The 12,175-nt window shown below is 69.3% G+C and carries 11 protein-coding genes; 7 read left to right on the forward strand and 4 right to left on the reverse strand.

All coding sequences use genetic code 11. From position 1 onward, the window contains the following. Positions 1 to 25: 25 nt before the first annotated feature. A complete protein-coding gene (locus AB0H84_RS28320; protein ID WP_357610390.1) occupies positions 26 to 958 on the forward strand; it encodes an EamA family transporter in 933 nt (310 codons plus the stop codon). Here the strand turns inward: AB0H84_RS28320 and AB0H84_RS28325 are convergent. Continuing rightward, positions 937 to 1,902 carry a GntR family transcriptional regulator gene (locus AB0H84_RS28325; protein WP_357610393.1) on the reverse strand — a complete coding sequence of 322 codons (966 nt, stop codon included), beginning with the start codon at positions 1,900 to 1,902 and terminating at the stop codon, positions 937 to 939. The genes AB0H84_RS28320 and AB0H84_RS28325 overlap by 22 nt on opposite strands. 161 nt (positions 1,903 to 2,063) lie before the next feature. Between AB0H84_RS28325 and AB0H84_RS28330 the strand changes: the two genes are divergently transcribed. After that, positions 2,064 to 3,212: a hypothetical protein gene (locus AB0H84_RS28330; RefSeq protein ID WP_357610396.1), complete on the forward strand. Its 1,149-nt coding sequence runs from the start codon at positions 2,064 to 2,066 to the stop codon at positions 3,210 to 3,212. 159 nt (positions 3,213 to 3,371) lie between these two features. On the opposite strand, the gene AB0H84_RS28335 is transcribed toward AB0H84_RS28330, so the two are convergent. Further along, positions 3,372 to 4,718: a cellulase family glycosylhydrolase gene (locus AB0H84_RS28335; protein ID WP_357610398.1), complete on the reverse strand. Its 1,347-nt coding sequence runs from the start codon at positions 4,716 to 4,718 to the stop codon at positions 3,372 to 3,374. A gap of 353 nt (positions 4,719 to 5,071) precedes the next feature. On the opposite strand from AB0H84_RS28335, the gene AB0H84_RS28340 reads away from it, so the two are divergent. From AB0H84_RS28340 to AB0H84_RS28350, 3 genes are all read left to right on the forward strand, one after another. After that, positions 5,072 to 6,040: a LacI family DNA-binding transcriptional regulator gene (locus AB0H84_RS28340; RefSeq protein ID WP_357610401.1), complete on the forward strand. Its 969-nt coding sequence runs from the start codon at positions 5,072 to 5,074 to the stop codon at positions 6,038 to 6,040. Between the two features lie 115 nt (positions 6,041 to 6,155). Beyond that, a complete protein-coding gene (locus AB0H84_RS28345; RefSeq protein WP_357610404.1) occupies positions 6,156 to 6,911 on the forward strand; it encodes a ZIP family zinc transporter in 756 nt (251 codons plus the stop codon). A 120-nt stretch (positions 6,912 to 7,031) separates the two neighbouring features. Continuing rightward, a complete protein-coding gene (locus AB0H84_RS28350) occupies positions 7,032 to 8,225 on the forward strand; it encodes a cytochrome P450 (RefSeq protein ID WP_357610407.1) in 1,194 nt (397 codons plus the stop codon). Positions 8,226 to 8,236: 11 nt separating this feature from the next. On the opposite strand, the gene AB0H84_RS28355 is transcribed toward AB0H84_RS28350, so the two are convergent. Both AB0H84_RS28355 and AB0H84_RS28360 read right to left on the reverse strand, forming a co-directional pair. Continuing rightward, on the reverse strand, positions 8,237 to 9,073 hold the full coding sequence (locus AB0H84_RS28355; protein ID WP_357610409.1) for a hypothetical protein: 837 nt from the start codon (positions 9,071 to 9,073) through the stop codon (positions 8,237 to 8,239). 111 nt (positions 9,074 to 9,184) lie between these two features. Continuing rightward, complete coding sequence (locus tag AB0H84_RS28360) at positions 9,185 to 10,780, reverse strand: sulfatase (RefSeq protein WP_357610412.1); 1,596 nt, start codon at positions 10,778 to 10,780, stop codon at positions 9,185 to 9,187. A gap of 500 nt (positions 10,781 to 11,280) precedes the next feature. Between AB0H84_RS28360 and AB0H84_RS28365 the strand changes: the two genes are divergently transcribed. Then, positions 11,281 to 11,466 carry a hypothetical protein gene (locus AB0H84_RS28365; RefSeq protein WP_357610415.1) on the forward strand — a complete coding sequence of 62 codons (186 nt, stop codon included), beginning with the start codon at positions 11,281 to 11,283 and terminating at the stop codon, positions 11,464 to 11,466. Between the two features lie 9 nt (positions 11,467 to 11,475). Then, positions 11,476 to 11,883, forward strand: coding sequence for a winged helix-turn-helix transcriptional regulator (locus AB0H84_RS28370; RefSeq protein WP_357610684.1), 408 nt, complete (start codon positions 11,476 to 11,478; stop codon positions 11,881 to 11,883). Positions 11,884 to 12,175: the final 292 nt, after the last annotated feature.

The raw sequence follows: 12,175 nt of genomic DNA on the forward strand, positions 1-12,175 counted from the left end.
CTTCCGAGGAAGCTATATTGCTTCCATGGAAGGTACTTTCCGGTGGGCGGCCGTGACCGCGCTCGCGCCCATCGCCTGGGGCTCCACCTATCTGGTCACCCACCGGTTCCTGCCGCCCGATCACCCGTTGTACGGGGCCGTGATCCGGGCACTGCCGGCCGGGCTGCTCCTCCTGCTCCTCGCCCGGAAGCTCCCCCGCGGAGCGTGGTGGTGGCGCTCGCTGGTGCTCGGCACGCTCAACATGGGGGCGTTCTTCGCGCTGGTCTACCTGGCCGCGCAGAAGCTGCCGACGAGCGTGGCATCGACGATCATGGCGACCTCCCCGGTGGTGATGATGCTGTTCGCCTGGGCGGCGCTGGCCGAGCGCCCGAGGGTGGCGCACGTGGCCGGGGCCGGGATCGGGATCGGGGGCGTGTGCCTGCTGCTGCTCGACGGTACGGCGTCGGTCGACGCGTCCGGCGTGCTGGCCTCCGTCCTGGCCATGGTCATGTCGTCGTTCGGCTATGTGCTGGCCAAACGGTGGAGCGAGGACGTCGACGTCTTCTCGCTGACCTCCTGGCAGCTCGTCGCCGGAGGGATCGTCCTGCTACCGGTAGCCGTCGCGGTGGAGGGTGCGCCGCCGTCCCTGGACGGTCCGGCGCTGCTCGGCTTCGGCTACGTCACGGTCGTCGCGACCGCGCTGGCGTTCGCCGCCTGGTTCACGGGGCTGCGACACCTGACCGCCGCGACGGTGGGCCTGATCGGACTGCTCAACCCGATAACCGGCGTCCTGCTCGGCACGGCGCTCGCCGGCGAGACGCTCACCGCGCAGCAGTTCGGCGGGCTGATCCTGGTTCTGGCCGGCATCATGCTGGGCCAGCCGGCCACGGCGCGCCTCCGCACGCTGATCATGGCGAGAGCAGGACGTGGCCGGCGCGCCCGGGTGGTGGCAGAGCCTCATGAGGGCGTTCGGGTGTGACCCTCCACCAGGGCGGCGAAACCGTCGAGATGGCGGGCCAGGCTGTACTCGAAGAGTCCGTCCAGGTCCGACACCACCTCCTCGGGAACCGTGGCCAGGAGCGGGAAACGTCCGCTGTCGAGAAGCTCGCCGGCCCGTTGCCGCTGTTCGAGCCGCCATCCGGTGAGTGTCACCCCGGTCTCCTGCTCCGCCTCGACCTCGCTGGCCATGGACAGGGCGACGGTGACGACCAGCGCGTGCAGCGTGAGCGCCTCTCGAATCCGTAGTGTCATGGGCAGGCCGAGCCCGTCGAGCGCGCGCAGGGTCCACTCGGTGTCGGCCATCATGCTGGGCACGGGCAACGGGCGGGTGAACGAGATCGCCCTGGGCAGCCAGAGGTGCCGCCGGGCCAGCTCCCATTGCCGGCGGGCGACCAGTTCGAGCTTGGCCCTCCAGCCCTCCGGCCCAGGGTCGGGTAGCTCTTGCGCGCCGAAGACCTCGTCGACCATCTGTGTCACCAGCTCGTCCTTGTTCGCCACGTGCCGGTACAGCGACATCGGGCCGACGCCCAGCTCGGTCGCGAGCCGCCGCATGGACACGGCGCCGAGTCCCTCGGCGTCGGCGATCGCGATGGCGGTCCGGAGAACTTGTTCGCGGTTCAGCCCCTGCTTCGGGGCGCCGGTTTCCCGCCCTCCCCGGGACGTGGCCGGGGCGACCGGCTGCTGCTGGCTCGCACGTGCGCTGACCACCGTGCCGGCGCCGACCCTCGCCTCGACCAGCCCCTCGTCGCGCAGAGCCGCTATCACCTTGGTCGCGGTAGCGACCGCGACACCCCGTCGCTGGGCGATCTGCCGGATGGACGGCATCCGATCGCCTGGCCGCAGGTCCCCGGCCAGAATCCGGGCACGGAATTCCGCGACGATGCGCAGGTAGGGCGGATCCGGCCGGTGCGTTGACGACTGCATGGGACTCCCAGCTCATCGGGGGTATCGAGTGTGCCTGGCGGACAAGTGTACTAGTTCAATTTCTACAGCACTAGTTCACTTTCTCCGTCGAGCTGCTGATATTAGTCGTACTTCTGTGCATACGATGTACGCATGACACTCAATACACCGTACGCATCCGAATGGCGGGCGTCCTGCGTGGAGCAATCGGAGCGGCTCGCTCCAACGGTGCTCAGCACGGCGGCCACCAGTGTGGACGGCGCAGGATCGGAGATCGGATGAGCCAGTTAGAGGGCCAGTTGTCCTACTCGTATCCCGACGTGCGGACGTGGCACCGACCATTGATGATCATGGTGTCATCGATGTCCGCGCTCGTCGTCTTCTCGGCCATCGGTATGGTCGTGGACGATCGTGAGCTCCTGCAGGCGTCGATCTGGGCGAAGCCGTTCAAGTTCGGGGTGTCGTTCGTCACGTACGGGGCGACGCTCGCCTGGCTGCTGCCGCAGCTTCGCAAGGCGAGGCGCACGATGTGGACCCTCGGAACGGTCTTCGCCGTCACCGGGATGATCGACGTCGGTTTCATCGTGATCCAGGCCGCCCGCGGCACCTATAGTCACTTCAACATCAACACCGATAAGTTCAATGAAATCGGACAGATCGTCTTCTCTGCCGGTGTGGTCGGATTGTTCGGGGCGAGCCTGCTCATCGCTGTCATGCTGCTGTTCCAGCGGGTCGGCGACACGGCGCTCACCTGGGCATTGCGCGCCGGGATCGGGCTGTCCGTCATCGGCATGGCGCTGGCGTCGTTCATCCGCGGATGGGCGTCGACCGGACAACCGCGGACGGTGAAGGACGCTTACGGAAACCCGGTCTCGCTCCTGGGGCAGCACGGGGTGGGCGTGCCGGACGGCGAAGGCATGCCGATCACGAACTGGAGCGCCGTGGGCGGCGACCTGCGCGTCCCGCACTTCATCGGCTTGCACTCCATCCAGGTGTTCGTGCTCGCCGTGGTGGTTCTCACCGCCCTCGCGGCCCGGGTCACCTGGCTGCGCGGCGAACGCGTACGCACCCAGCTGACCGGGGTCGTCATCCTGGGCTACACCGGGGTGTTCGTCATCACGGTGTGGCAGGCGATGCGCGGTCAGTCGCTGATCCACCCCGACGCGGCCACATGGATTGCGCTCGTGGTGACTGTCGCCGTAACCATGCTGCCGGCGGCCCTGGTCATCGTGTCGGCCCACCGCGCCGCCGAGAACCGGCACCCGTCCGACGTGCTGCGGGCGCGTGAGCCCGCGGGGTCCTTCGGGCGGGACGGTACCGCGGTCCGGTGAGCGGTCGTGGCGTCGGCCTGGGGCGGTCGGTCACGCCGACGTCAGTTCCCGGCCGATCAGGGGGCCACACCTTTTCTTGAGTCTACTGACCAATGGCAGGGGCCGGCTTATCTGTGCTGGACAGATAAGCCGGACCCCGCGGAAGCCGTGATGAAGGTGTCAGGCGGCGGTGCAGGTTGGCGCAGGGGCGTTGTTGGTGCCGTTCCACGACCCGAGGAATCCGAAGGTCGTGCTCGCTCCGGCGGCGAGGCCGCCGTTGTAGCTCATGTTGCGGGCGGTCACGCCGGACCCGCTGCTGCTGACCGTGGCGTTCCAGGCGTTGGTGACGGTCTGGCCGTTGGCGAAGGTCCACGTCACCGTCCAGCCCTTGATCGCCGAGCTGCCCGCGGTGACCTTGACCTCGCCTTGGAAGCCGCCGCCCCACTGACCGACCACCTTGTAGGTGGCCGAGCATCCGCCGGGCTGAGGCGTCGGCGTAGGCGTAGGAGTGGGAGTCGGCGTGGGAGTGGGCGTGGGGGTCGGGGTGCCGGTTCCGCCGTAGATCGTGGCCTCCGTGGCGGTCGCCTTGAGGCCGTTGGCGCCGGTGGAGATCCTCGTGCCCCAGGTGGTGAGCTGGTTCGGGTCGAAGTTGACCGTCATGTCCAGGATCGGATCGTTGTTGCCGCTCCAGGACCAGGCGAGCCAGCCCAGGCCACGCGACTGCGCCTCGGCCAGGATCGTCTCGTGATCGACCTCATTGGAGTTGAACCGCCAGCCGAACTCGCCGATGACCAGCGGCCATCCCTTCGACTGGAACCGGTTGAGGTAGTCGACGATGCTCGCGGCGGTGTTGAAGACGCTGTACATGTGGATCGACAGCACGGTGTTGTGCCGGCTGTCGGCGTCCAGGATCGTCTGCGCGTTGTCCCGCATGACGTACTGCCAGTCCTGGCCCCAGTTGGGTGCGTCGACCATGATCAGGTGCTCGAAGCCGTTGCTGCGCAGCTTCTTGATCGCGTTCGTGGTGGCGTCGATCCACTGGGCGGCGTCGGTGTTGCCGATCGGCTCGTTGCCGATGTTGATGACGACGTAGTTCTCCTGCCCGACCAGGGCGCTCTTCTGGCTGATCCAGTAGTCGGCCGCCTCGTCGAGTGAGGCGGCGGCGCCTTCCTCGCCGTACCCGGTGGTGTCGTGCACCTCCAGCACGCAGATCAGCCGGTTCTGCTTGCACAGGGAGATCACGTTGGGGACGTCGGTGGACGGGCCCCACCGCTTGCCGCTGCCGAGCACGACGCGGACGGTGTTGGCGCCGGCCGCCTTGATGTTGGCGAAGGAGCTGGTCTGGCCGGTGAACCAGACATGGGGGTGGTTGATGCCCCGCATGACGAACTGCCGGCCGTTCGCCTCGACGATCTTCGTACCGCTGATGTGCAGGCCCGTGGCCGCGGACGAGGGCTGGCCGTACAGCATGGTGGAGGCGATGGCCGCGAGTAAGGCGGCGGAGAGGGCGAGAAGTGTTCTCCTCATGACCTACCTCGTGGTGGGGGGAGGCGGCGTTCCTGCCGACCGTGGCGGCGCCACGGTGGCAGTCAAGAAGTGCGGTGAACGGACGGCCCGAACGCTACAAACGATCGGCACGCAGGGAAAGACGTGAACGTTCACCACCGACTCGACCGGCGGCAACCGCTCCCTCGATCCTGCCTTCACCTGCGGCAACGCCATCTGCCGACAATCGGGCCCGCCGATCGGTCCGTGGAAGTTTCATCCGCGGGCGCGCTCTGATCATGACAGTGGCGGATGGATAATCTGGTCAGCACCGCTCAGAAGGCCGACCACAGGAGCCGGAGACATCGATGGCCAAGCGGGTGACGATCCATGACGTGGCAGCACTCGCAGGGGTCTCCCGTCAGACCGTGACCAGGGCGCTCAACGACATGGACGGCATCAACGACGAGACGAAGCAGCGCGTCCTGGAGGCGACCAAGAGGCTGGGTTACCGCCCGAGCAGATTCGCTCGCAGCCTGGTCGCGCGGGAGAAGACACGCACGCTCGGCCTCGTGGTCAGCTCCTTCCGCAACCCGTACTACACCGAGATTGCCGGCGAACTACTCGACTGCGCCGCCTCCCGGAACTGGCAGGTCGTCATGGCGTCCAGCGAGTCCGCCGGCGAGGCCGCGGCGCTGCACACGCTGATCCCCCAGGTGGACGTCGTCATCGGGCACTTCTGGACGTCCGAGAAGCAGATCGAGCAGGCGCGGAACGGTATCCCCCTGGTGGTGCTGGACCGCGTCAAGCCCATGCCGGGCACCCACTCGGTGGCGCTCGATCTCCGCTCGGGAATCGAGGAGGCCCTGCACGCACTACGGGCCAAAGGCGCCCGCACCATCGGAATGATCGATTCGACCAACCACGTACTCCGGTCATCCGTCTATGCTCCCTCCACCAGGCGCCGCGACTTCGAAGAGCTCATCGGTACCGGCCGGCCGAAGGCGGTGGTCGCCGGGGAGGAGTCGATCAGGGGAGGCTCGCGCGCCTTCGTCGAGCTCATGCGCGCCCACCCTCAGGTTGACGCGGTGCTGGTGTTCAACGATCTGATGGCCATCGGTGCGCTCCACGCCGCGGACATCCTCAACATCAAGGTTCCCGACCGCGTGAGGGTCCTCGGCATCGACGGGCTGAGCTTGGGGGAGGCGGTGCATCCCCCGCTGAGCACGATCTCGATCGACCGCAAGGCGCTCGCGGCCCGTGCGCTGGACGTGGTGGACGCCCTGGCCGCGATCGACTTCGTCGAGACGATCCCCATCCGGCACGTCGTACGACCACGCCTCCTGTGGCGCGAATCAGCATGACGTGAGTGCGGCCACCGCCTGGAGCGGGACCGTTCGCACGGTTCCGTTGCAGGCGGTGGCCGGGTACCGAGGCGGCGCGCGAAGATCGTACAGTCCCGTATGTGGAGGTGTGATGATGCCGCAATGGCTTGAGGCGGGGCTGTGGGGGCTGCTGGCCGGTGGGGCCCTGGTCCTGGGGGCCGGGTTCGCCTGGCTGGAGCGGGTTCCGGAGCGGGCGATCGCCATGATCATGGCTTTCGGGGCCGGTGTCCTGATCTCGGCGCTCTCGTTCGAGCTGATGGACGAGGCCGAGCGCTCCGGCGGGCTCCTGCCGACCGCCGCCGGCTTCCTCGCCGGCGCCTGCGTCTACGTGGCGGCCAACGCCCTGCTGGCCCGGCGCGGCGCCCGCCACCGCAAGCGCTCGGGCGATCAGCAGCCGAGCGAGGCCGACGTCCAGGGGAGCGGCGCGGCGATCGCCGTCGGCGCCCTGCTCGACGGCGTGCCCGAGTCCGTGGTGCTCGGCGTGTCCCTCGTGGGCGGCGGGGAGATCGGGCTCGCCGTCGTCGCCGCGGTGTTCATCTCGAACGTCCCCGAAGGGCTCTCCAGCGCCGCCGGGATGAAGCGCGCGGGCCGTAGCGCCCGCTACGTGTTCGGCATCTGGGGAGGCATCGCGCTGGCCAGCGGCGTGGCGGCGCTCCTCGGCAACCTGGCCATGCAGTCCGCCTCGCCGGCGGTCACCTCGGTCATCATGGGCGTCGCGGCGGGCGCGATCCTCGCCATGGTGGCCGACACGATGATCCCCGAGGCCTTCGAGCGCGCGCACACCCTCACGGGGCTCATCGCCACCATCGGCTTCCTGTCGGCCTTCGCCATCGAGCGCCTGGCCGAGTGATCTCGTACTGAGGAAGGAGCCCCGGCCCCGGGCGTCAGTGCGCAGGCCCGCCCCTTGATCTACCGCCGTGCGCGCACCAGCATGGTCAACGGCAGCCGATGACAAGGGAGACATGCCGGCGTGAACGACCACAGCGGGGACGCGCGCAAGGTCCGGCGCCCGACCGCGCACGAGACCTGCCCGGTCAGGCACGCCGGCGACGGCACGTGGGAGGTCCGCGGTTACGCCCAGGCCCGCGCCGTGCTGCGCGGCGACGGCACCGTCCAGGCCGGGCTGGGCGTCGAGACCGTGGAGAAGCTGCCCGCCAGGATCCGCCGTCCCGTCCTCTACCGGGACGGGCCCGAGCACCGCGAGCACCGCCGGCAGACCGCGAAGTACTTCACCCCCCGCCGCGTGGACGAGCGCTATCGCGCTCTGATGGCGGAGACCGCCGAAAGGCAGCTCGCCACGTTGCGGGAAGCGGGCGAGGCACAGCTCTCCGAGCTGAGCTTCGGCATGGCGATCGAGGTGGCGAGCGCGATCATCGGCCTCACGTCGAGCAGGCCCGGCATCCGTGGCAGGCTGGAACGCTTCTTTCCGGAGAAGTTCGGCAGGCCCGGCCTGACCAGCCCGCGCGGGATCTACTGGCTGGTCCGGCAGAACGTCAACTGGCTGCGCGTCTACCTGGCCGACGTCCGCCCGGCGATCCGCGACCACCGCCGCGAGCCGCGCGACGACCTCATCTCGCACCTGCTCTCCGAGGGCTGCACGGCCGCCGAGATCCTCGGCGAGTGCCTGACCTTCGCCGCGGCCGGCATGGTGACCACGCGCGAGTTCATCTGCGTCGCGGCCTGGCACCTGTTCACCGATGACGGGCTGCTGGAGCGCTATCGCGCGGCGGACGAGCCCGGCCGCCTCGCCGTCCTGCACGAGATCCTGCGGCTCGAACCCGTCGTGGCGCGGCTGCGCCGGCGCACCACGGCCCCGCTCGACCTGCCCGGCGACGACGGGCCGGTCACGGTGCCCGCGGGCGCGCTGATCGACGTGTTCGTCGACGCGGCGAACACCGATCCCCGAGCCGTGGGCTCGCAGCCGCTGTCGATGTGCCCCGGCCGCGCCATCGACGGCGGCGGTACGGGCGCCGCGGCCCTGTCCTTCGGCGACGGCCCGCACCGGTGTCCCGGAGCGGGCATCGCCGTCCTGGAGGCCGACGTCTTCCTCAGCCGCCTCTTCGCCATGGACGGCGTCCGGATGGCGTCGGCGCCCCAGGTGAGCTTCAACAACGACATCGGCGGATACGAGCTCCGCAGGCTGACCGTCAGAACGGGGCCGTGAGCGCCGTCCGCCTAGTTCCAGATCCCCGGGGCCTGGTACGGCACGTCGTCCGCGACCTGCTCCCGGTCGATCACCTCTCCCCGCAGAGGCAGGAGAACGGTGACCTGACGGCCCCAGTCCGCGTACCGGCTGCTCGACTCGATCGTGACGGAGCCCTTGGCGCGGGGCAGGACGGCCTTGGCGGACAGGCGCTCGACCAGGCCGGCCGGGCCGAGCCACAGGGTGTAGGAGATCTTGCCGTCGCGGCCCTTCTTGAAGCGCGTCCCGAAGCGCGAGGCGAAGGAGGAGGAGACCGCGGCGAGCTTGGTGGCCTTGATCGATCCCTTCACCACCCCGTCGCGGTAGGAGGTCCGGTGGGCCAGGAGCGTCTTGAGCGTGGCAGGCTCCAGGATCTCGAGCAGCAGATTGCTCGCCGGCAGCTCCGTCCGCCGGTAGCGCACCCAGCTCGTGCCCTCGGGCAGCGCGTCGTCGACCACCGGACCGGAGACGTAGCTCGCGTCCCCGGAGGAAATCATTCTGATCGGCCCTTCCTGCAGGGCCTCGGTCTCCTCCGGGCTCGCCTTCATCATGCTGCGGCGCAGCTTCTCGCTGTACCGCAGGGTCTGGGCCACATCGGACGCGGTCGCGCCCCGAGGGCCGAATCCGATCGTGCCCTCCAGGTCGGAGGTGGTGACGAGGTCGCGCGCGAAGGTCACCTTCACCGTGGACCGGACGTTGACGGCCCTGCCGGCGGCCAACTCGGACGTGAGCGCCTTGACCGGGTCTATCTTGGTTGCTGCCTGCGCGGGCGTGGTGGCGAGCTGCACCATGCCCGCGACCACGACGACACCGACGATGCTTCGCTTCATGGGTTTCCTTGGGAACGGTCCTGAAAGACGCGAACAATCTGGTGCATCGAAGATCATCCGTCAAGCCGTTCCCCCGGAGTCGTCCCAGGGCCGCTCCCGCCCGGAGGCGGGTCAGCGCAGGTGAGCCGCCGTCCAGCAGTCCACCGCGCCGGGCTTGCCGCAACTCACGAGAGCGGCCAGGGCCTTGCTCAGGCCGGCCGTTCTGGCGTTGCGCGGGTCGTTGGACTCCTCCCGTGGATCGGTGACGGTGTTGTAGTACTCGGGCGTCGGATCGCCCTTGTACTCGACGTACAGGTCCCCGGCGGTCCGCACGGCGTTGTAGGTGGGCGGACGGGAGTTGCCCTTCTTGAGGGCGTCCGCGTCGGGGTCCTGCTGGCCGGGCGCGTTCGGGGTCGGCTTGACGTGCTCGATCAGTGCCGCGTCGCGCCAGCCGGTCACCTTCTGGCCCTGGATGAGGGGGAGCAGGCTGCGGCCGTCGCGGCTGTCACGCGTCGCCCTGTCGACGCCGGCCATGTCGAGGAAGGTCGCGAACAGGTCCACGTTCTGGGCGATGGCGCTGGTCGCGAAGTCGCCGCGCGGCCCGGCGGCCGGGCGCCGTACCAGGAGCGGCACCCGTACGTCGTGGTCGTAGGCGGTGGCCTTGCCGCGCACCAGGCGGTGCTGCCCGAGGTGGAAGCCGTTGTCGCTGGTGAAGACGATGTACGTGTTCTGCTTCTCCTGCTCGGTCAGCGCGGACAGGACGTGCCCCACCATGTCGTCGATCGACTGCACCATGCGGATCCGGTCGCGGAAGTCCTCACGGAGCTGGTTGACGATCTTCGGGCCGAGCGGCGCCCGCCGTACCCAGGAGGGCTTGTCGGCGGTGTCCTCGTTGAACGAGGGCAGGGACGCCACGTCGATGCTGTCGCAGTCGGGACCCCCGCAGTCGCCGTGGGGGAACTCCCCGCCGGGGAAGCGGTCCTTCGGCCGGTCACGTTCCGCCGGCGGGAAGCGCGGCTCCGTGTCGCCGGGCTTGACGTTGACCCGGTTGTGCGGCGAGAAGGGGGAGACCTGGAGGAAGAACGGCTCGCCCGGGGCGTACCTGCGGGAGCGCTCGATGAAGCCGACCGCCCGCTGCCCCAGCTCGTCCACCAGGTACTTGCCGCCAGAGGGATCGGTCTTCCGCCTGTTGCCCGACTCCTCCCTGATGTAGTGGGTGAGCCGGTACTTGAACTCGTTGTAGCCGCCGGCCGCGCTCACATGCCACTCGTCCCAGCCCGGCGGCACCTTGTAGCCGCGTCCCGCGGGGTACTCGTTGATGTACTTGCCGAGGTAGCCCGTGCGGTATCCGGCCTGGTGCAGGGAGACGGCGTACGTCCTGCTCTCATGCTTCTGGAACGCCGAATAGCCGCCGTGATCGTAGCCCTGGTTGGTGCGCACGCCGGTGTTGTGCGGGAACTCGCCGGTGAACATGGTCGCCCGGGACGGGCAGCAGAGCGAGTCGGCCACGTAGTAGTCGCTGAACGTGGTGCCGTCGTGGGCGAGGCTCTTGACCGTGTCCATGTACTGGAGCAGCTCGGCCGACATGTCGTCGACGAGGAAGAAGATGATGTTCGGCCGCTTGGGCGCGGACGCGGTGGCGGCGGACGCCGGGGACGCCATGGCCAAGGCGAGGACGATGGCGACCACCACCGCCCAGCTTTTCCTGATATTTCGGGACATAGCCATGACCAGCCTCTTTGGGACGCATAGGAGGATTCGGGGGGTGCCGCTGTACAGTAATTCATGACAAACCGCCCAAACAACTCGATACCTCCTAAAGAGGTGTATTTCGCTGGATGTGCGGGTTGGTGCCCAGGAGAGCAGGCTCGGCGTAGCCGGACGCTGAGGGGCGCCGGCGCCTCCGGTGAGACGCGGGCGTAGCGGGCCAGCGAGGCGACCGAGGTGTGGCCTGAGCAGGCCGGCGGCGTGGAGGTGTCGGCGCCCTCTCCGGCAGCGTGGGTCAGCGCGCTGTCACGCGGTTGGTGCAGCCTGCACGAGCCGCCAGGCAGATCAGTGGTTGCTTGCTCGAACAGCTCGGCGGCCCAGCGCCAGGACAGCCGGGCCCGGCCGGAGGCGGGCTCGAGGTCGGCCGGCGGCAGCGCCAGGCAGGCGCGCCGGTCGGTGCGGAACACCGGCCCGGCCCGGCGGCCGTCCAGCAAGCGCGGCAGCAGCCGGGGCGTCGGCGCTTGCCAGACGATGATGTCGAGCGCGCCGCCCTTGCGCCGTACGCGAGCGCGTCGGTTGCGCTGGTCGAGGCCGGCGACGCCGAGTGCCCAGACCTCTTCCGCGCGGGCCGCGCTCTCGTACGGCAGGCGGAACAGGGTGCGCTCTCACCGGTCCGGTGCGGCCACACCGCGGCGGACGCCTCGTAGGTTCCCGCCATTCCGACCGACATCTTGTCGACCCACCTCAAGCAACTCGAGGAGGCGGGCCTGGCTACCCGCCGCGCGCTGGCCCACCCCGAGCGCGCGATCGTCTACGAGCTCACCGACCACGGACGCGATCTGGAATCGGCACTGACCGAGCTCGGCCGCTGGGGCGCCCGCACGATGACCGAGCCCTGCCCCGGCGAACCCTGCCCCGGCGAACCCTGCCCCGGTGAGCCCTGCCCTGGTGAGCCCTGCCCGGCGAACCCTGCCCCGGCGAACCCTGCCCCGGCGAACCCTGCCCCGGTGAGCCCTGCCCTGGTGAGCCCTGCCCGGCGAGGTCGTCACCGCCGAATCGGTGGCCATGGCCTTCCGCGCCACCTGCCACCCGGAGGTGGCCCGGGATGCCACCGTCGGCTTTGAGGTGCGCATGGGCGAGTTCGCCCTCCGCCTACAGATCACCGTCAGAGCCCTGACGGTCGGCATCGGTCCGCATCCGGCCCCGGACGTGGAGGGCCCACGGGCGCACCCGGCATCAGCCACCAGACGAAGGAAGCGGCGTGAGCTTGGATGTGGTGTCCCTTGTTCGGTCAGTCGGAGAGGCGCGGGAGCGGGTCGCGGCGCCAACCCTGCCGGACGGGCCCACCAGGATTTTCGCAGACGTACGGGGGCGCAGGCGATGAAAGTTTCCATCACAGGCATCCTCGGATAGTGG

Origin of the sequence: Nonomuraea sp. NPDC050786, from assembly GCF_040654115.1 — a bacterium.
Lineage (GTDB): Bacteria > Actinomycetota > Actinomycetes > Streptosporangiales > Streptosporangiaceae > Nonomuraea.